The sequence below is a fragment of the Rhizobium sp. R86522 genome (genome assembly GCF_042466255.1).
Lineage (GTDB): Bacteria > Pseudomonadota > Alphaproteobacteria > Rhizobiales > Rhizobiaceae > Allorhizobium.
In genome coordinates this window covers 4,503,226-4,522,348 of record NZ_JAXHBX010000001.1, presented here as the reverse complement: position 1 = coordinate 4,522,348, position 19,123 = coordinate 4,503,226, and the positions used below count along the sequence as shown (strand labels likewise).

At 61.0% G+C, this 19,123-nt stretch carries 17 protein-coding genes; 3 read left to right on the top strand and 14 right to left on the bottom strand.

The genetic code is table 11. The annotated features are described in order from the left end of the window. Positions 1–2 precede the first annotated feature (2 nt). Both SJY08_RS21760 and SJY08_RS21755 read left to right on the top strand, forming a co-directional pair. Positions 3–1,412, top strand: coding sequence for an FAD-binding oxidoreductase (locus SJY08_RS21760; RefSeq protein WP_377278284.1), 1,410 nt, complete (start codon positions 3–5; stop codon positions 1,410–1,412). A 237-nt stretch (positions 1,413–1,649) separates the two neighbouring features. After that, positions 1,650–2,231: an NAD(P)H-dependent oxidoreductase gene (locus SJY08_RS21755; protein ID WP_069043028.1), complete on the top strand. Its 582-nt coding sequence runs from the start codon at positions 1,650–1,652 to the stop codon at positions 2,229–2,231. 15 nt (positions 2,232–2,246) lie between these two features. Here the strand turns inward: SJY08_RS21755 and SJY08_RS21750 are convergent, their stop codons facing one another. From SJY08_RS21750 to SJY08_RS21695, 12 genes are all read right to left on the bottom strand, one after another. Next, on the bottom strand, positions 2,247–2,636 hold the full coding sequence (locus SJY08_RS21750; RefSeq protein WP_377278281.1) for a RidA family protein: 390 nt from the start codon (positions 2,634–2,636) through the stop codon (positions 2,247–2,249). A gap of 89 nt (positions 2,637–2,725) precedes the next feature. Further along, on the bottom strand, positions 2,726–3,817 hold the full coding sequence (locus tag SJY08_RS21745; RefSeq protein ID WP_377278279.1) for an ABC transporter ATP-binding protein: 1,092 nt from the start codon (positions 3,815–3,817) through the stop codon (positions 2,726–2,728). An 11-nt stretch (positions 3,818–3,828) separates the two neighbouring features. Next, positions 3,829–6,072 (bottom strand): glycoside hydrolase family 2 protein, encoded by a 2,244-nt coding sequence (locus SJY08_RS21740; RefSeq protein WP_377278277.1) that lies wholly within the window; start codon positions 6,070–6,072, stop codon positions 3,829–3,831. Positions 6,073–6,081: 9 nt separating this feature from the next. Beyond that, positions 6,082–6,903, bottom strand: coding sequence for a carbohydrate ABC transporter permease (locus SJY08_RS21735; RefSeq protein WP_082347585.1), 822 nt, complete (start codon positions 6,901–6,903; stop codon positions 6,082–6,084). Next, positions 6,900–7,796: a carbohydrate ABC transporter permease gene (locus tag SJY08_RS21730; protein WP_377278275.1), complete on the bottom strand. Its 897-nt coding sequence runs from the start codon at positions 7,794–7,796 to the stop codon at positions 6,900–6,902. The genes SJY08_RS21735 and SJY08_RS21730 overlap by 4 nt, the downstream gene beginning before the upstream one ends. 130 nt (positions 7,797–7,926) lie before the next feature. Continuing rightward, entirely contained in the window at positions 7,927–9,195 is a 1,269-nt protein-coding gene (locus SJY08_RS21725; RefSeq protein WP_377278273.1) for an ABC transporter substrate-binding protein, read from the bottom strand. A 153-nt stretch (positions 9,196–9,348) separates the two neighbouring features. Further along, positions 9,349–10,419 (bottom strand): LacI family DNA-binding transcriptional regulator, encoded by a 1,071-nt coding sequence (locus SJY08_RS21720; RefSeq protein ID WP_054149585.1) that lies wholly within the window; start codon positions 10,417–10,419, stop codon positions 9,349–9,351. Positions 10,420–10,602: 183 nt separating this feature from the next. Continuing rightward, positions 10,603–10,854 (bottom strand): acyl carrier protein, encoded by a 252-nt coding sequence (locus SJY08_RS21715; protein ID WP_054149523.1) that lies wholly within the window; start codon positions 10,852–10,854, stop codon positions 10,603–10,605. A 6-nt stretch (positions 10,855–10,860) separates the two neighbouring features. Continuing rightward, the gene (locus SJY08_RS21710) at positions 10,861–12,345 is read right to left on the bottom strand and encodes a hypothetical protein (protein WP_377278270.1); all 1,485 of its coding nucleotides are present in this window, start codon (positions 12,343–12,345) and stop codon (positions 10,861–10,863) included. Next, a complete protein-coding gene (locus SJY08_RS21705; protein ID WP_069043022.1) occupies positions 12,342–13,910 on the bottom strand; it encodes an AMP-binding protein in 1,569 nt (522 codons plus the stop codon). The genes SJY08_RS21710 and SJY08_RS21705 overlap by 4 nt, the downstream gene beginning before the upstream one ends. An 80-nt stretch (positions 13,911–13,990) precedes the next feature. Then, on the bottom strand, positions 13,991–14,878 hold the full coding sequence (locus tag SJY08_RS21700; RefSeq protein ID WP_377278268.1) for a hypothetical protein: 888 nt from the start codon (positions 14,876–14,878) through the stop codon (positions 13,991–13,993). Next, positions 14,875–16,050, bottom strand: a complete 1,176-nt coding sequence (locus SJY08_RS21695; RefSeq protein WP_377278266.1) for a GNAT family N-acetyltransferase — start codon at positions 16,048–16,050, stop codon at positions 14,875–14,877. The genes SJY08_RS21700 and SJY08_RS21695 overlap by 4 nt, the downstream gene beginning before the upstream one ends. A 323-nt stretch (positions 16,051–16,373) precedes the next feature. On the opposite strand from SJY08_RS21695, the gene SJY08_RS21690 reads away from it, so the two are divergent. Then, entirely contained in the window at positions 16,374–17,399 is a 1,026-nt protein-coding gene (locus SJY08_RS21690) for a LacI family DNA-binding transcriptional regulator (RefSeq protein ID WP_377278264.1), read from the top strand. Positions 17,400–17,409: 10 nt separating this feature from the next. Here SJY08_RS21690 and SJY08_RS21685 read toward each other — a convergent pair whose 3' ends face one another. After that, positions 17,410–18,447 carry a carbohydrate kinase family protein gene (locus tag SJY08_RS21685; protein WP_377278262.1) on the bottom strand — a complete coding sequence of 346 codons (1,038 nt, stop codon included), beginning with the start codon at positions 18,445–18,447 and terminating at the stop codon, positions 17,410–17,412. Then, positions 18,447–19,118 (bottom strand): D-lyxose/D-mannose family sugar isomerase, encoded by a 672-nt coding sequence (locus SJY08_RS21680; protein WP_069043017.1) that lies wholly within the window; start codon positions 19,116–19,118, stop codon positions 18,447–18,449. The genes SJY08_RS21685 and SJY08_RS21680 overlap by 1 nt, the downstream gene beginning before the upstream one ends. Positions 19,119–19,123: the final 5 nt, after the last annotated feature.

Below are 19,123 nucleotides of genomic sequence, written 5' to 3'. Positions count from 1 at the left end.
ACATGGCCGACTACGCCAAAATCATCGAAGAGCTGGAAGGCATCGCCGTCGAGGACAATCCGGCGCTGGTCAAACAGAAGAGCCGCGATTTCTACTGGTATTCGCCGATCCTGAAGGAAGAACTCGACAATGTCGTCGGTGACCTCGTTGTCTCCCCGACGGCGGAAGAAGAGGTCATCCGAACGCTTAAGGTCGCCTATGCCCATGGCGTTCCCATCACCCCGCGCGGCGGCGGCACCGGCAATTATGGCCAGGCCATGCCCTTGTCCGGCGGCATTGTTCTGAACCTCATCAATATGAATAAGGTGAAGGAGATCCTGCCCGGTCGCGTCATCTGCGAGCCCGGCATCATCATCGCCGAACTCGACCGCCAGACCAAGGAACACTCCGGCCAGGAACTGCGCTTCCATCCCTCGACCAAGCAGACCGCGAGCGTCGCCGGCTTCATCGCTGGTGGCTCCGGCGGCGTCGGCTCGATCACCTGGGGCGGCTTGCGCGACCTCGGCAATATCCTGCGCCTGCGCGTCGTCACCATGGAAGCCGAGCCCCGCGTGCTCGAACTCTCCGCTTGGGATCTGCAGAAGGTCTCACATGCCTATGGCACGAACGGCATCATCACCGAAGTCGAGATGCCGCTGGCACCGGCTTACGACTGGGTCGATGTCATCGTCGGCTTTGAAGAGTTCATGGATGCGGTAAAATTCGCCGATGCGCTCGCCCATAAGAACGGCATCCTCCTGAAGGAAGTCGCCCCGATCGCAGCCCCCATTCCATTCGACTACTTCACCCGCCATAAGCCCTGGCTGAAGGAAGGCCAGTCAGTGGTCGTGCTGATGGTCGCGCCGCATTCGATGGAACCCTTCCTGGCGCTCGCTGAGCGGATGAAGGGCGATGTGCGCTTCCGCTCCGACACGGTCGAAAGCATGAAGGGCATCCCGCATGCCTATGAGCTGACCTGGAACCACACGACGCTGCGGGCGCTGAAGCTCGATACCAACATCACCTATCTCCAGGTCCAGTATCCAGGCCCCGATCATGTCGAGAAGGTCCGTGTCATGACCGAGCTCTTCCCCGACGAGGTCATCGGCCATCTCGAATTCATCAAGTTCGATGGCCAGATCCAGTGCGCCGGCCTGCCGCTGGTGCGCTACACGACAAAGGAGCGACTGGAGGAGATCATCCGCATCCACGAGGAAAACGGCTGCCCTATCTTCAACCCGCACCGCTACACGCTGGAGGAAGGCGGCATGAAGCAGACCGACCAGGTCCAGCTCGCCTTCAAGAAAGAAACCGATCCGAAGGGCCTGCTCAACCCCGGCAAGATGATTGCCTGGGAGAACCCTGATTTCGATTTCTCCGCCGGCAAGAACTACCTGTTCCCGGGCCTGGAGGTGTTTTCCGAAGCCTCATAAGGCACATCAGATGCGTTGCGGCTTCCCGTTCCGGAGCCGCAACGGATAACCGCCGGAACGAGCTTATTCCGAAGGTACTCCCGGCCGGATCAGTCCGGCCCATGCAACACCTGACATGGCATCCCCCATCCCTCGGCATCAGGCGGCGAAGGACAGGGATGCTGGGACAAACGGCGCGGAAGTTTTCAACTGGACCCCGACTGCGAAAGCGGCGGGCAACGACTTGGAGCTTTTGAAATGCGCGTACTCGTCCTTCACTCCCACCCCCTCGATGAAAGCTTCGGTCGAGCCCTTTATAAGCTCACCTGCGAGAGCCTGGAAAAGGCCGGCCACGAGGTCGACGGCTGCAATCTCTACGAAGAGGGTTTCGACCCTGTCCTTTCTGCCCATGACCGCCGCGTCTATCACGACATCCCGGACAACCTCTCGCTGGTACAACCCTATGTCGACCGCCTGAAAAGAGCCGAAGCACTTGTTATCGTGACGCCAGTCTGGAACTTCGGCTTCCCGGCTATGCTGAAGGGCTATTTCGATCGCGTCTGGCTGCCCGGCGTCTCCTTCGACCTGGTGGACGGCAAGCTCACCCCGACGCTCCGCCACATCAAAAAACTCGCCGCCGTCATGACCTATGGCGCCACCCCAATGCGCGCCTTCCTCGCCGGCAATCCACCGAAGAAGATCGTCAAGCGCGTCATCCGCGCCCAGATCAAGATCGGTGCCCCGGTGAAGTATCTTGCCCATTACGACATGAACAACTGCACGGAAGAAACCCGTGCCGCCTTCATGGCCAAGGTGCGCCGCGAGATGGAAAATTTCTGAGAGAAAGGCTGGCGGTCAGACCACCTTGGCCGCCGTCACCTCGACTTCGACCAGAAACTCCGGCCGCGTGAAGCCACCCACCACCAGCAGCGTCGACACCGGTTTCGGATCGAGCGTGTAGCGATCGCGCACCGACATATAGTCAGGAAAATCCTCACGCCGCGTCACAAAGCCGGAGATCCGGATCACATCCGCGAACGTCATCTCGGCCTCTTCCAGAATGGCTTTGATCGCCTCGAAGCAAAGCTCAGCCTGGCCGGTGAAATCCGGTGGGATCGTGTCATCGGGGCGGATGCCGAGCTGGCCGGAGGTGACCAGAAGGCTCGCGCCCGGCGGCACGAGCAGACCGTGATTGTAATGCCCGAAGGGACGGCGGACGGAGAGAGGATTGAAGACCTTTTTCATGGGTCTGAGCCTAACGCGGCAAGCATCTGTGCGAAAGGGAAAAGCGTGCCTCCACACGCCTTTTGGCCTTATCGATCCGGGCCTTTCGTCTAGCGAATACGCCGCCCCGAGGTATCGAAGAGAAAGCTGGTCTTCGCAGCAAGCCCGACCGTGATTTCATCACCCAGCCGGCCACCCTGACGGCGTTCTTCCTGCTCTAAGATGATCTGCTCGCCGGGCATCGTATGGGCATAGACATAGCTGGTATTGCCGAGATGCTCGACCACATCGACATGCGCCGTCAGCTGCGTATCGCCGCTGCCATCAGGCAAAAAGTGTTCCGGTCTCACCCCGACCGTCACGGCATCGCCGACCTTCGGCGGGGCCGCGCAGGAAACCGTCAGCTGCGTGTCGGGTCGCGCCGTGAGCGCCACCGTCACCTGTCCAGCCTCCGCTTGGCCGACCACCACCCCCGGCAGGAAGTTCATCCGCGGCGAGCCGATAAAGCCGGCGACGAACATGTTGTCGGGGTCATCATAAAGCGCCAGCGGCGCACCGACCTGCTCGACGATCCCGCCGCGCATAACGACGATCTTGTCGGCCAGCGTCATCGCCTCGACCTGGTCATGCGTGACATAGACGATGGTGGCGTTCAGCTCCTTGTGCAGCCGGGCGATCTCGACGCGCATATGCACGCGCAGCTCCGCGTCGAGGTTCGACAGCGGCTCGTCGAACAGGAAAACGTCCGGCTGACGCACGATGGCGCGACCGATGGCAACACGCTGGCGCTGACCGCCGGACAGGGCCTTCGGCTTGCGGTCCATCAGCGCGTCGAGTTCGAGGATCTTCGCCGCCGCATTGACGCGGCGCTCGATCTCGTCCTTCGCCATGCCGGCAAAGCGCAGCGCAAAGCCCATGTTCTCGCGCACCGTCATATGCGGGTAGAGCGCATAGGTCTGGAACACCATGGCAATGCCACGCTTGGACGGATCGACATCGTTCATCACGCTGCCGCCGATCGTAAGCTCTCCGGAGGAGATATCCTCAAGCCCTGCGATCATCCGGAGCAGCGTGGACTTGCCGCAGCCGGAGGGACCGACGAAGACGACGAATTCCCCGGAGCGCACCTCAAGGTTCACCCCTTTGATGACTTCGAGCTGCCCATAGGACTTGCGAATATCGGTGAGCCGGACCTCTGCCATTTAAGCCTCGCTCAGGTGACGTTGAAGGTGATGCGCTTGGTCCCGAAGGGACGGCAAGTCGCAGATAGCGTCAAGTGACCGGCTTCGTTTCCGGCTTCGACATAGACGCCCACCGCGCCACCCTTGAAGGACAGAAGCGAGGGGCCGACAATACGGCCCGGGCCTTGCAAGCTGACCTCGACCGGATCGTCGAAGAAGCCCAAGACATTGCCGCCCTGGTCGAGCGCCCGCAGCATCACGCGAACCGTGTCCTTCTCGCCAGCCCTGAGCTCTGTGTCGTCGGCCGCGATATCGAGTGTCGTCGGAAGCGGATCGGCCGGCAGATGGCGGCGAACCACTTCCTCGCCGTTGATAAAGCCGACGAGTTCGCCATCCCGCCAGGTCATGCCCCATTCGCCGAATTCCTCCGGCGTCACCATGCTGTGGTCGAGAATGCAGGGCGGATGCGGCAGATGCGGATAGGTCTTGGTATCGGGTTCGATCCGCTTGACGATCTGGCCCATGCGGATTTCGACATAGTCGCAATTGGTGAGCACGATCAGCGGCAGCACGCCGCCGATATTGCGCTCACCACGCGCCCAGAAGCTGACCGGCTGCAAGACCACGCCATCCTTTGGATCGCCCTGCGAGGCATAGGCGTAACCGGCGAATTTCGGCTCGCGATACATGTCGGTGACGCCGTGATAGCAGATGCGGTCGCCGGAGCCGAAATCCTTGTGGGTGTTGTAGTCGAACATGCACCAGCCGGTGGAGCCTGATATCGACGGGTCGCCCGCAGCAGCATTGAGGATCGCCAGATGCCGGCCGACATGTTCAGCCTGCCGCTGTTCCTGGTCGAAGCGCTTGGTGGGATACATGTGACCGCCATATTCGGTGATCATGTAGGGCACCTTGCGGTCGAGCCCTGTCACCTCGCGCTGCTCGCGCAGCACCAGCCGCTCGCGATTGTGCCCCGGCATTTCCTCCATGCCGAGAATGAAGTCGTTCATCGTGTAGACGTCTTCGAGCAGCTCGCTCTCGGTGATGTAGCGCACGCCGCCCGTCTGGCGGGTGGTGTCGAGCGAACGCGCCATGGCATTCGTCTCGATATAGAAGTCATGGGCGTCCTGGCTTTCGTTGATGCGCACGCCCCAGATGATGATCGAGGGATGGTTCCAGTCGCGCTCGATCATGCGGCGGACGTTCTGAACGCTCTCCGCCTTCCAGCTATCGCCGCCGATATGCTGCCAGCCGGGGATCTCTTCGAAGACCAGCAGGCCGATCTCGTCGCAACGGTCGAGGAAGTATTTCGACTGCGGGTAGTGCGAGGTCCGGGCGATGTTGCAGGCAAGATCGAACTTCAGGATATCGGCATCCTTCTCCTGACCACGCCGGCCCATGGCATAGCCGAGATGCGGCCAGGCCTGGTGACGGTTGAGACCGCGCAGCTTGACGACGCGTCCATTCAGCTTGAAGCCGTCGATGGTGTATTCGGCCGAACGGAAGCCGAAACGGCTCGTCACGGCATCGGCACCGGCTGCTGTCTCCAGCGTCACCGTGAGGTGATAGAGAGCGGGATTGTCGATATCCCAGAGCGTGACGCCCTGAAGCCCGGAAAAGCCGAGCGAGACCTCTGCGCCTGATACGGTCGCCTCGGTCCGCGCGATCTCCTGACCTGCACCATCTTTCAGAACAGCCGTGACCTTGCCCGAAAGCGCCTGATCGGTTGGATTGGAAATCCAGACCTTCGCCGTCACCTGCTTGGCTTCGGCCAGAACATCCGGCGTCTCGATCTTGACGTTCTTGATCGAAACCGGCGCGGTAATCTTGAGCCAGACGTCGCGATAGATGCCGGCATAGGTGAGATAGTCGATCACGCCGCCGAAAGGCGGGATCTCGGGGTTTTCCGAGCCGTCGATCTTCACTGTCAGCAGATTGTTACCAGCCTTCAGATGCGGCGTCAGCCGGGCCTCGAACGGCGTGTAGCCATCCTTGTGGGCAGTAATCTCAATACCATTCAGATAGACCACGCTATCAGCCATGGCCCCGTCGAAAACCAGCGAGACTTCGCGGCCCTCAAAACGCGGATCCCAGGCGATCACCTTCTGGTATGTAAAAGCCTTCTGATAGCTCTTCTCGTCGAAATAATTATAGGGCAGCTCGACCGCCGTATGGGGAAGCTGGACGTTTTCGCCCGACTGGCGGGCCGAGGCGAAGGCGAGTTCGAAGCCGGCCAGGAAGGTCCAGTCCCGGTTGAAGTTCTCGATAATGCGCATTTCAAAGTCCTATTTCACGGAGCCGAGCATGCCCTGCACGAATTGTCGTTGCATGGCGAAGAAGACGAGAAGTGTGGGAAGGGTGGCGAGGATCGTGCCGATCATCACGGTGCCGTATTCGGGCGAATAGGCGGAAGCGAGCGAGGACACGACCAGCGTGATCGTCTTCGTGTCATTCGACTGCAGCACGATCAGCGGCCAGAGATAATTGTTCCAGTTCAGCATGAAGACGATGACGAAGGCCGCCGCATAGGTGGAGCGCATCACCGGCACATAGATGTAGAAGAAGATCTGCCATTCCTTCAGGCCGTCGACCTTGGCCGCATCGCGAAGCTCGGTCGGAAAGGCTTTCGAGGCCTGGCGGAAATAGAAGATGATGAAGGCAGACGCGATCATCGGCAGCATGATGGCGATATGGGTATTCAGCAGCCCCGCCTGCCCCATCAGCATGAAGAGCGGGATCATCAGAGCCGCGAACGGCACCATCAGCGTCAGCAGGATCACGGTATAGACGCGCTCGCGGAGCTTCGAGCGGAACATCTCGAAACCATAGCCGGCAAGCGACGAGACGAGCAGCGTGAGCGCCGTTCCCACAAGCGCGATCTTCACCGAATTCCAGAACACCAGCGGCACATCCACCTGCGCGAAGAAGGACGCGATGTTGTCGAAGAGTGCCGTGCCGAAGGTAACCTTCCCGCGGATGATCTGGCTTGTCGTATTGGTCGCGCCGATCACCATCCAGATGAACGGAAAGATCGAGAGGAAGGCGGCAAGCGACAGCACGGCATACTGCACGATATCAGGCAGGCGGCGGCGAAGCGTTGTCATCATCGACGTTCCCTCGCGGCATAGAATTGCAGGAAGGAGAGAACCGCCACCATCAGCACGATGACATAGGAGACGGTTGCCGCATAACCGAAGCTCGGCATGAAGCGGAAGGTCAGATTGTAGATGTAGAGTGACAAGGTCAGCGTCGAATTCGCCGGCCCGCCCGTGCCTTCGGTGAAGTTATAGACCTCGTCGAAGAGCTGTAGCGTGCCAATCGTCGAGGTGATCGTGGTGAACAGGATCACCGGCTTCAACATCGGAATGGTCAGGAAGGCGAAACGCCCCCAGGACGGCACGCCGTCGATCTTCGCCGCCTCATAGATCGAGCGATCGATATTCTGCAGCGCCGCCAGATAGAAAATCATGTTGTAGCCGGTCCAGCGCCAGGTAATGGCGATGATGATCAGCACCTTGGCCCAGAAGGGGTCCGTTAGCCAGCCGATCGGCTCGCCGATGATGCCGATCGCCAGCAGCGTGTTGTTCACCACGCCGTCGAGCGAAAACATGCTCTTGAACAGGATGGAATAGGCCACCAGCGAGGCAACACAGGGCAGGAAGATCATCGTCCGGAAGAGGCCGGAAAAGCGCAGTTTCGGATTGTTCAGCATGGCCGCCAGGATCAGTGCCATGGTGATCATGATCGGCACCTGAATGATGAACAAAATGACGGTGTTTTGCAGTGCCTGCCAGAAGACGGGATCGTTCCAGAGACGCACGAGGTTACCCGTGCCTGAGAACTTCAGCATCATTCCGCGTCCCGAATACAGGGAGAGAACGAGCGAGCGGGCAATCGGATAGAGCATGAAGAGCGAGATCAGCGCGATGGCGGGCGCCACGAACAGCCATCCGTTGACGTCGTAATAGCGCTTCAAGCTGGATCTGGATGTGGTGGCCATGCGGTTATCCCCGAACCCGATCAGTGGTCACTGAACCTTGTTATGCGAAGGGAAGCCGCGCGGCGTTTCCGCCGCACGTCTCCGGGAGGACAGGGGCTCAGCGCGACGGCCGGGCCCCTGTGGGATGGGTTTACTGGATCTGAGTGGCAGCCTGGTCTTCGATCGCCTTCAAGACCTCATCCACCGGTGTGCCCTTCAAGAGCGCCGGGAAATTGGCCGTGACAGCCGTATCGAGCTCGTTGGTGAAAATGCCGTAGTTGACGGCAGGTACCTGCACGAGCCAATCGGCAAAGTTCTGCCAGACCGTCTGGCCGCCGAAGAACTCGTCGGGCTTTTGATAGGCTTCACCGGCGCGGGCAGCGAGCAGCGAGCCCACGGCGCCACGTTCGGTCAGGATCTTCTGGTAGAAATCGAGGTCCTTGGCATAGATCTCATTGAGGAAGTCGATCGCCTCATCCTTCTCGGCGGAGGCTTCCAGCACATACCAGCTCGAACCGCCAAGGTTCGACGCAGCCGTCGCACCCTCGATATTGAGCTTCGGGATCGCGGTCAGCGCCCACTTGCCGGCCTGGTCGGCCTGCGACTTGACGGTGCCGGTAATCCAGACGCCCATCAGAACCGAGGCCACATCGCCCGAAGTCAGAGCGCTGATGCCGTCATTCCAGCCGCTGGTTGGCTTGGCAACGCCTTCGTTGACGATGCGGGCCTGGGTTTCGAGTGCGGCCTTCAGCGCAGCATTGCCGGTGATGTTGAGGCTGCCGTCCTCGTTGAAATACCACTGGCCGCCGGACTGCATCATGATGCGGATCAGGCCGCCGTCATTCGAGTCGAGCGCCATCATCTCATGGCCGGTCTTGGCCTTCACGTCCTTGCCGATCTCGATGAAGCGGTCCCAGGTCAGGTTCTCCATATCGGAGGCCTTGTAGCCGGCCTGCTCAAGATAATCAGTGCGATAGTAAAGGCCGGTCACGCCGGAATCGAAGGGAACGCCGTAGACCTGACCTTCGAGCGTCATCAGGTCGACCTTGTATTTGGCAAAGCCGGAATAGTCGATCTTGTCAGTCAGGGCGGCAAAGGAGCCGGGGAAGGACTGCAGATATTTCTGCGCGCCGTAGTCCTCAATCAGCACGATATCCGGCAGCGTGTCAGTCATGCCGGAAGCCAGACCCGTCTGCAGCTTCTGCTCGACATCGGCCTTGGCGAAGTCGACGATATTGAAGGTCGTGTCGGGGTTCTTCGCGGTATAGCGCGCCGCCGCTTCCTTCATGATTGCGACGTTGAAGTTCGGGTCCCAGCACCAGATGGTGACTTCGCCGGCAAAGGCGGCGGTGCTGCAGAGAAGTGCTGCGCCGGCGACGGTGGCCGAAATCGAGCGCTTGAATGCGCGAGAATAATCCATGTCTTCCTCCCATTGTGTCGTTGAACGCGGCAGCTCCATCCCCTGCCTCACGGTCACTATTCCTGAAAATCGGAAGACAGCCAAGAAAATTTTTACTAAATATTTTGTGCGCTGCGGTAAGTCACGAGGATCTCACAACCTTTCCACGAAGACTTAAGTGCGCACAGGCTTTCTCGCACTGCCGCGCCAGACCATTTCGGTCGGCAGGGTGACGTGCTTGGAATAGTCGCGCCCGTTCAGCCGCTCGACAAGCAGGTCGACAGCCACTTCGCCGATCAGCTCGCCGGGAATGCGCATGGTCGACAGCGGCGGGTTGAGAAACTGCGCAACAGGAATGTCGTTGAAGGCCACCACAGCGACATCATCCGGTATGGACATCCCGGCCTCCTGGATGGCCCTGTAGGTACCGATCGCCATATTGTCGTTCGCCGCAACGATGGCATCGGGGGGCGTATCGAGTGCGAGCAGCGATTTCGCCTGCTGGTAGCCGGTCTCAAGCCGGAGGTTCTGGCCGAAGCGCTCGCTTTGCCCAAGCGCCATGAGCTCGGGCTGGTAGCTCCCGCGCGCCTCGTGCCATTCGATGAAGGCCTTGCAGCGCTGCTCCCCATGCATCAGCGCATCATTGTCCATCAGCTCGTAGCCGCCGACAAAGCCGATCCGGCGATATCCCGCCTGTTCCAGACTGTCGAGGATAGTTGTCGTCGCCTCGCCCAGATCAGCGCGAACGCAGTCGAATTGCGGCATGCGCGGATTGTAGTCGGCCATGATCAGATGCGGACAGACCTTGGCCATCGCCTCGATCTCTGCCTTGGGGTGATGCCCGACGACGATCGCTGCGGAGATACCCGTCAACAGCGCAAGATCGACGGGCACATCGGGATTGAACACCCGTGCGATCTCGATCTTGTACTCGCGGCAGCGGGCCTCGATGCCGAGCCGCACACCGACATAATAGGGATCGACCAGCTCCTCCTGCGGCGCCAGGAAGTGAACGATGGCGACATGCGCCGACACGTCCGCATGGCTGGCCATCGGAATATTGAGCGGAGGAAGATGAGCGCTCTTGCGCGCGCGTGGCGTCGCATAGTTCAGCGCTTCGGCCGTTTCGATGATCGCCTGCCGCTTGGCCTCGGAGACCGACAGCGTCTGGTCGTAGTTCAAGACACGGGAGACGGTCCCCGACGAAACGCCGACGGCCTTCGCGATTTCCTTGATCGTCACCACGGCGGCCTGTCCCTCCTCCACCTGTTTCCCAAGGAAACCAGTAAACCTCAGGAAAATATTTACTAGGCCACTGCGGAGATCGATACAAGCACTTCCTTGAGGACGGACCGGACCTATGCAGAGCGCCGTCCTGACACGACACGACGACGTGGATTGCCGGGAAATCTGATCCGCCGTGAAGCCTTATCCTTGCGTCTCGCTGACAAAGGCTTCGATCTCGGCGAGACTGTCGAGACGGGTCACGTCGAAATCGGCAGCAGCCAGATCGATCCCGAAAGTCTCCTCGAGCAGCATCATCAGATGCGTGGCCGCGAGCGAATCCAGCCGTCCGCTGAAGAAGAGCGAATCCGTATCCAGAAGCGGCTGCCTGTCGCCGCGCTCTTCGAGCAGTCCCTGAACACGAGCACGGATGGATGCAATCTTGTCGACGGTCATGGCAGGTCAAACTCCAAACAGGCCAAACAGAAAGTGGAAGCGATCCGACAGCTGGCCTTCGAGCCACACGCTGTCGAAGATTTTCAGAAAGCAGAAGAACAGCGCCACATTGATCCGGGGCAGAACATCGTGACGCCAGAAGCCATCCGCCGGCGAGGTCTTGCGGCCCCAGATCTGCGAGATGATCAGGCCCGCCGAGAGCAGACCGACATAAAAGGCCAGCGTTGCAAAACGATCGAGTTCGTCGAACGGCGTCCCGTCTGCGAAGACATGGGAGACGAAGATCAGATGGTAGAGGAAATTGCCGAACCCGGCCGCACAGAAGGTCGCGAACGCGATCCGCAGGCGTGGCGATGTCTTGAACCAGCGCATGAAGGCCGGATAGAAGAAGAAATCGACCAGAACCTCTTTGAAGTAATAGTAGTAGCGGTTCCAGAACTCGGCGATCGAGCGGGATGCCAGCGGGTTCACGGTGTTGCGCGGAATATTGTAACCCATCATCCGCGCCACGGCGACAATCGCATGGCCCCAGGCCGCAATGATCAGCAGATCCACACCGTAGTTGACGATCAAACCTGCCCATTGCAGGCCAAGGGGCATGGCCGCAGTATCCTGCGGATTGAGGATCATGAAGCCGAGTTTCGGCACACCCAGCATCTCATGAAACAGTGTCGTGGCCGCAAGCGCAGTCCAGCTGAGAATGGCCGTCCAGACGGCGAGTTTCAGTGCCTTCAGACGCGTCACCGCCAGGGCGTCGTCATCCTTTGCTTCGAAGCGCTTGAGGAAGGACAGGCCCTTGCCGAACGGCGCGACATCACCGCCCCAGACCGGACGCATGTAGAGCGCCCGCACACCGTCCGGTGCTGCAGCCTTGGCCTTCAGGTCGACAGCCGCATAGGCGAGAAACCAGAAGCAGGATGCCCAGACAGCGAGGAAAGCCCAGAGCATGGCATGCCCGTAGTCCCCCGGCGGCACGAAGGCGGCAACAGCAAGCACCGCGAGGAAGCCGACAAGCTGCACCAACACAGGACGGCGGGACCAGATGCCGCTGCTCATGCGCTGGCCTGCGATCATGAGCTGCGCAAAACCGAGGAAAAGGACGACACCGAACACCTGGAGGGCGAGCGGAGGCACGGACACGCCGTTCCCGACCACCGCAGCCAAGTCGACGACAAGCGTGTTCATGTCAGCGGTTCGGAAGGGCCGGAGCAACAGGAAGACCAGGCTCGACGTGATCAGAATGGTGAGCCGGCGCTCTGGCCAGCGCGCGGCAGCAAGAAGGGTCAATCCGATCAGTGCAAGTGCCGACAGACTGATCTGCAGGCTCACGGCAAGAGCCGCGAGGAAAAGCCCGTGTATCAGAAGCAGCCCGCGGATGGTCCCGGCAAAGTTGCGCGCCGCTGGATTGGCGTCGATCGTCAACCAGGCACGCCGCCACTGCATGAGGCGGCTGAGCGGGCGAAGCGGCTCTTGCTCGAAAACGATGCTCAAGACGCGCCCCCTTCGAGGAAGTCACGCAATGCGCGCCGATCCACCTTGCCGTTGATGTTGACGGGTAGCGTATCCTGGAGATGAATGGCTTCCGGAACCATGTAGCGCGGCAGCGACCGCAACATCTTCGCCTGGATCGATGCAGCCGTTTCATCACTGCCGGCGACGAATCCGACCAGTCCGGTGGCAGCGCCATCGACATGGGGCCAGGCCACGACCGCAACGACCGTGCTGTCCGCCGCCAGCCGCAGATGCGCCTCGACCTCTTCCAGCTCGATCCGGTTACCCTTGACCTTGACCTGGTTATCCGTCCGGCCAAGATGGTGGTAGATGCCCTCGGCATCGCACAGGCCGAGGTCCCCCGTCAGGTACCAGCGCTCACCATTCATGTCGCGGAAACGGTCCGCCGTCTGTTCCGGCGACGCAAAATAACCAATACCGACTTGCGGCCCGCCCAGCGCGATTTCTCCCGGCATACCCGGGGCCACCGGCTGCAGGTCAGGACCGAGGATGGCGATCTTGCCGTCGCTAAAGGGGGTTCCAATCGCCACCACCCCGCGCCCTGGCGTCAGCGGCATCTCGGCACCCACGCTTTGCCTGAGCATGACGACGGTGCATTCCGTTGGCCCATAGATATTCTCGACGGCGCTGTTTGGCGCGGCAACCTTCCAGGCCTCGACCGTCATGCCCGGCAGCGGCTCACCGCAAAAGACCGACAGGCGAATCGTCTCGAACAGTCCGGGCTTCAGTGAACCCGCCGTACGCATCATGTTGACGATCGTCGGCACCGACATCCAAGCCGTGATGCCATGGCTGCGAATGAAATGCTGCGGTGCCGATAGCTCAAGCGCCGACATCACATGCAGTGCGGCGCCCGATTCCAGTGTCAGGAACAGATTGTGGACACTGAGGTCGAAGGTAAGGTCATGCGCTTCGGCGACCCGGTCTTCTTTCCCAAGCGTCGTCCATGGGCGCGCCTGCACCAGATAGGACGCAAGAGAAGCGGCCGAGATCACCACGCCCTTGGGAAGCCCGGTCGTGCCGGAGGTGAAGATGATATAGGCCTCATGATCCGGCCCCACTATCGCGGGTTCGCCAAGCGGCGGGTCAGTCAGGGCGTCGAGCGGCGTGATCGCGGCATCCGCCGTTGCCGGCATATCGGCCTGCTCCGGTCCGATGATGATGGCGGGCGCGGCAGCCAGGACCTCCGGCGTCAGAAGGCCGATCCCATTGCGATCGACGATCAGCGCATCGAGCTCGAGCAGCCCCAGCAGCGTGACCAGCCGCTCCGGCGGCCATTTCTGGTTAAGCGGCACATAGGTCGCACCCGCCATGCAGGCGCCGAGTATGCCGACATAACCCTCGAGGCTTCGGGTGGCGAAAATCCCGACGCGCCGTTGCTTCAAACGCGGCGCCAGATGGCCGGCGAGGCGCGCAACCTTTTGCGCGAGGGCCTCATAGGTAAACTCGCGCCGCGCAACGACCAGGGCAGTCGCACCGGGATGAGCATGCGCGCCTTGCCAGAAGGGTGCGGCGATGTTGAAGTTTTCATGCGTTGTTTGCACTGGAACACCGTTCAAGATTAAGCCCGTGTCACTGACGTTTGTTATTCTGCCGGCGTTGATCGTTACCCTTCCGCGCACAGCTAGAAGTCGGCGGCAACCATGAGCGCCGAGGCCGCCGCAGCCGAGCCGACGGCCATCGAGAGCCAGGGTCGCTTCTGCGCGACATCGATGGTGAAAAGATTGAGCGGAAACAGGTGCTGATGTGGCTGTGGCGTCGCGCCCTGACGGGGTGCCGGCAGATACCACTCGTCATCGAACCATTGCCAATCGTCCGCCCAGGTCCAGCAATTATGCCTCTTGTAGACAGAGGCCACCTCTTCCGCGAATGCCTTGTTGGTCGGCAGACGGATCGGCTGTCCGGGAGATGTCTGGAAGTATCGCATCGCCAGAGGCAGAGACCGATTGGTGCAATAATTCGACATCCAGAGATTGAAGCCGATCTCATCCCTCAGCCCTTGGAGCACGCGGAAGAGCTGGACATGTTCCTCGTGTCCATATTCGCCCCAGGGATTGTGTGTGAAAACATTCATGCCCGGACGCAGGCGCTCCCGCAGCAAGGTTTGTATCTTCACGAAGTTGTTCTGATAGGCCGTCAGCACACTGTATTCGGCCACGCGCCGCTCACCCATGCCGACCTTTCCAAGCGCGAGCCGCGACATGCGGGTGAGTTCCCGCCGCTGGCTTTCGAAGCTGAGGACGAGACCATCCGGGCTTTCTCGCGGGTCATCCCAGTTCGCGCAGCCAGCCGCACCGGATTCCGAGATATTCAGGCAGCTGACGCCCGCGCGGGGAAAATCGGCAAGAGCGGCAGCTCGCTTTTCGCCGAGCCCCGGCTGGGCCCAGAAATCCCTGTAGACGACGATCACCTCATCGACGTCGTGCAGAATGGCATTGAACCACAGCAGTTCATCGTCCGGATGCGCTGCAACGATGACCGAATTCTCGAGGAATGCTGGGCGCGCGTTCATCCATTGTCCTCCCCGGATGTCTGGCGGCGGGCAAAAGGTGTCGTGGTTGTGGCGGCCGAAGCCTCGCGCCACCGCTCGCGCCAACGCATCGCGGTCAGCGCCAATGCGCCGCGCACGGTCGGCGTATGCGTCAACACATGAAGGGGGGTGGCCACCGTGCCGAAATCTGCCTTGAAGGGCTCATCGCCAATGGTGAAGTCGAAGATCTCGCCACCGGTCTCGATCCAGTCGCCGATCATCCCATCATAGAGCAGCAAACCCGGCGAATGGCGCCCATGGGTCTGGTAATCGCAGCCGATCAGCAGGTAGTGGAGCCGTCCGCCAAACGCGAGACAGAAGGTATAACCGATCGCCTCGCCGCCCAGTTCGAGCGCATAGACGCGGGCAAAACCTGCCTGCTCCCCGGATTGCGCAACGGCGCTGTAGAAGGCTCGCGCTGCGGGCGCGGCAATCACGTCCTGCTCGAAACGGCCCTCGCGCAGCTGAGCCAGCCGCTCCATCGCATGAGCGATCGCCTGCTCTCCCTGAACGACAACAAGCCTTGCCCCTTCCGTCTTGAAGAAGCGCTTGCGTTTGCGGGCAAGATAGCGTGCGAAACTGTCGGTCAGCGCCTGCTCTCGCCAATGCTCTACCGACGCTACGAGCGAAGTGGCATGGGCGGAAAATCCAAGTGTCTTCGTGCTTCCCGGCAGGAACGCCTGCCAGAGGGCCAGATGCTCATCGCGGATCGGCTTCACCCGCAAGATGTCATGTGATGGAAAGGCAGCGGCAACACAGGCGCGAACCGCAGCATGATCATGCTGTCGCTCCCACCAGTCAGGATCAACCAGCGGCGCCGCGTAGTCACTGACGCCGAGATCCGCACTTTCAAGGATCGTTACGCCGGAGAGCTTCCGGGCTATCATCGGCAGAACGAAACACGGAGGCTTGCCGGGTCCCGGCCGTCCCACGAGCGTCACGCCTTGCGCGCCCCGCGACGGGGCAAGATGACGGTGGAAAGCCTGGAGCCAGAGCGGATGCTGGAAAGCCGACGCATTCGAGCGCGCATGCAGGGCCGCATAGTCAGCGGACTGGAAGAAGGCTTCCGTCACGGCCTCGACGACGAACGACGTTTCTGCCCCCGCATCGGCGTGGCCTGCCTCAGTCAGACGTGGATCGCTTGCAATAACCATGCACCGATCCCTACCAAACAGCCACGAAAGGCAGATTAACGGCAAGCGAACGTTCGGAATTATCGTGAATCTTAAGTAAAATGCGCCTCTCTTTGCAAAGCAAAGGGACGATGTAGCATGACAGATACGGCCGGAAGGGAATGATCAGGCAAACGCTCTTTGAGACACCGGTGCGGCCCCCAAGCAATAGCTGGAGAGACACCATACTCGAAGACGAGGCGAGCGCCCCTCTCTGGTAGTCTTGGCCGACGATACAATCGCGACTTGCCGGGGCCCGCAATTCTGCGTACTCCGATCACCATAACGGATGCGGGAATACCGGAATGGCTGCCAGTATCAGGACGATCGCGAAGGTTGCCGAAACGTCGGTATCATCAGTCTCGCGCGTCCTGAACAACAGTGGCTATGTCTCGCCAGAGGTGCGCCAGCGCGTCGAAGCCGCGATCAGGGACCTCAACTATGCGCCCAGCAAGGGCGCTCGCATGCTGCGCGGCGAAGCGAGCCGGATGATCGGCCTTATGCTGCCCTCCATAGATGTCCCCTTCTTCGGTATTCTTGCAAACACCATCGAGCGCGAACTTTTCGAACGCGGCTACCACACCCTGATCTGCAGTTCGGCGGAAAACGAAGAGCACGAGGCACGCTATGTCGCGATGCTGCGCGCGCAAAGAGTGGAGGGTGTCATTGTCGCCAGCGCCTATGGCGGCACGGCACATCTCCAGCCGCTGGTTGGTTCCGGAATCCCGGTCATCGCGATCGACCGCGAACTCGTCGGCATATCAGACGATACCGTGATGGCCGATCATGTGGAAGGCGGACGCATGATGACCCGGCACCTTGTGGATCTCGGCCATGAAAGGATCGCGGTCGTCGGGGCGCCGGGACACAGCCAGCCGATCCGGCTTCGCATGCAAGGCATTCGGGCCGTGCTGCGCGAACATGGACTTGCACCGGCCATCGAAGCGATCGGCGAGGATCACAGCTTCGCCGCCACCTACGCGCTGGCGCAATCCGTTCTGCAAGATCACACCGACATCACCGCGATCATCGGAACCACGGACATCGCAGCCATTGCAGCGATCCACGCCGTCCGCGACAGCGGCCGCATCGTGCCGGACGATTGCTCCGTTATCGGCTTCGACGACCTGCCGGAGGCAGCCTATGTCCTGCCACGGCTGACAACGGTCGCCCAGCCGATCCGCGCTGTCGCACTCGAAGCGACCCGCAGGCTCGAAGAGCGCCTGCAGGACCACAGGCAGGATCTGGAACGCCGGCCCGCCTCGCTCACGCGCATGCCCGTTGACCTCATCATCCGGGAATCGACCGGGCCGGCCCCTGCAGACATCTGATTGCAGTCGTTCAGATTTCGGCGAGCAGGACCGACATGTCGGGTATGCCGTCGGTAGCAGTCGCGCCGCCGAGACAATGGACCGCCGCGCGGTGGGCGACAGCGGAAATGGTCTCGATCGGCCAGCCCTCGTGCAGACCGTAGAGCACCGCCGCGCAGAAGGCATCTCCGGCCCCCACGGGGCTGACGATGGCGGCCGGATCGACGGCAAGTGCAGGCGTGACAACCGGGGCCTTGTCGGGCGAAAGCCAGATGGAGAGTTCCGGCGCATGAATGACGACGCCTTGCGCCACCCCGCCGTCCAGAAGCCGCTGACCAGCCTCTTCCACAGCTGACAGCAGCAGAGTGCCCGACTTGTCGCGGACGGCCACACCCGTTGCGCGTCCGGCTTCGGTCTCGTTGACGATCACATAATCACAATGGGGCAGCGCAACGGCGACCTGGTCGGCAAAGGTGGGGTCCTCGCTGGAGACGAAATCGACGCAAGTCGTCAGCCCCGCTTCGCGTGCCGCCTTCAAAAGCCGCGCCGCCCCGGAAGTGCCGCTTGCATCCTTCCGGTCGAGAGCCGGCAGGAGCATGAGATAGCCAAGATAGAAGATCCTGTGTCCTCTGGCTGCAAAGGCAGCAGGGTCGATAAGATCGTCCGTCAGCAGGTCGTTGGAGCCGCCGTGATAGAAGAAGGTGCGGCTTTGGCCGGGCACGTTCATGACATGGGTATGTGCAGTCGCCTGGCCATCAAGAACACGGAGACCGGCAACATCGATACCGAGGGCCGCGTGACGATCCCGGACATAGGCGCCGTCCCGATCGTCCCCCACCGCACCCGCCACCGAAAGTCGTCCCTTGAACCCAAGCGAAGCAAGGTCGGTCACCACATTGGCCGCACCGCCGCCGACGCCCATCTCCTGGTGCAAAATATGCGCGAGACTGCCCTGTTCCGGCCAGTAGGACAAAGTGTGGATGCGATCGACGATGAAGTTGCCGACGCAGACGATGCCACCAGCCGTTCCGGTGTCTTGTCTGATTTGAACCTCCTCCCCGGCTCTCATCAGACAGTCCCCTCGTTCCAGAGGGGTCTCAGCGGCGGCTCATCCTCCTCGATCTCGGCGAAACGGCCGATGGGTTCGAGGAAATAGTTGTCGGTCCTGTCGTCGTTAACCTGACTGACTTCGCCGACCAGCACCGGGCCCTTGCCCTTCGCGCCATAGAAGCGGTGATAGAGACCCGTAGGGATCGTTACGCTCTGGCCAGCATGCAGGACAAGAGGCTCCCAGGTCTGGAGACGCTGCTCGATGCCGTCGACAAGGACAGAGACCTCGGATTCGGTGACCTTGCCCGTCGCATCAGCCGCACAGAATTCGATGACGAGATCGCCACCCGCCCGGTTGATGATGTCTTCCTGCTTCGCCTTGTGCAGATGGGCCGGGGTCAACTGGCCTTCCTGGATGAAGAGCAGCTTCTCCGCATAGCTACGCTCGCCCTCCATGCCGAGGATGCCGTTGCGCAGGCAAAAGAGCACGAGCCCCTGCTCGACAAAGCGGCCGGAGCCAAAGTCGGTAACGTCCCAGCCGAGCTGTCGGCTGGCCAGATAGCGCGAGGCCTCGGGATGGGCTGCAAAGTCGGCAGCGCCCCACTGCCCCCAGACAGGCAGGGACCAGCGCCAGGTCTCGAGCATCCCGATGGCAAACCGCAGGGCTTCGTTGATCTCGGAGCGTCGCATGGTCC

Coding starts and splice junctions, on each gene's coding strand:
- SJY08_RS21760 (WP_377278284.1), top strand. CDS start 3: ATGGCCGACTACGCCAAAATCATCGAAGAGCTGGAAGGCATCGCCGTC.
- SJY08_RS21755 (WP_069043028.1), top strand. CDS start 1,650: ATGCGCGTACTCGTCCTTCACTCCCACCCCCTCGATGAAAGCTTCGGT.
- SJY08_RS21750 (WP_377278281.1), bottom strand. CDS start 2,636: ATGAAAAAGGTCTTCAATCCTCTCTCCGTCCGCCGTCCCTTCGGGCAT.
- SJY08_RS21745 (WP_377278279.1), bottom strand. CDS start 3,817: ATGGCAGAGGTCCGGCTCACCGATATTCGCAAGTCCTATGGGCAGCTC.
- SJY08_RS21740 (WP_377278277.1), bottom strand. CDS start 6,072: ATGCGCATTATCGAGAACTTCAACCGGGACTGGACCTTCCTGGCCGGC.
- SJY08_RS21735 (WP_082347585.1), bottom strand. CDS start 6,903: ATGATGACAACGCTTCGCCGCCGCCTGCCTGATATCGTGCAGTATGCC.
- SJY08_RS21730 (WP_377278275.1), bottom strand. CDS start 7,796: ATGGCCACCACATCCAGATCCAGCTTGAAGCGCTATTACGACGTCAAC.
- SJY08_RS21725 (WP_377278273.1), bottom strand. CDS start 9,195: ATGGATTATTCTCGCGCATTCAAGCGCTCGATTTCGGCCACCGTCGCC.
- SJY08_RS21715 (WP_054149523.1), bottom strand. CDS start 10,854: ATGACCGTCGACAAGATTGCATCCATCCGTGCTCGTGTTCAGGGACTG.
- SJY08_RS21700 (WP_377278268.1), bottom strand. CDS start 14,878: ATGAACGCGCGCCCAGCATTCCTCGAGAATTCGGTCATCGTTGCAGCG.
- SJY08_RS21695 (WP_377278266.1), bottom strand. CDS start 16,050: ATGGTTATTGCAAGCGATCCACGTCTGACTGAGGCAGGCCACGCCGAT.
- SJY08_RS21690 (WP_377278264.1), top strand. CDS start 16,374: ATGGCTGCCAGTATCAGGACGATCGCGAAGGTTGCCGAAACGTCGGTA.
- SJY08_RS21685 (WP_377278262.1), bottom strand. CDS start 18,447: ATGAGAGCCGGGGAGGAGGTTCAAATCAGACAAGACACCGGAACGGCT.
- SJY08_RS21680 (WP_069043017.1), bottom strand. CDS start 19,118: ATGCGACGCTCCGAGATCAACGAAGCCCTGCGGTTTGCCATCGGGATG.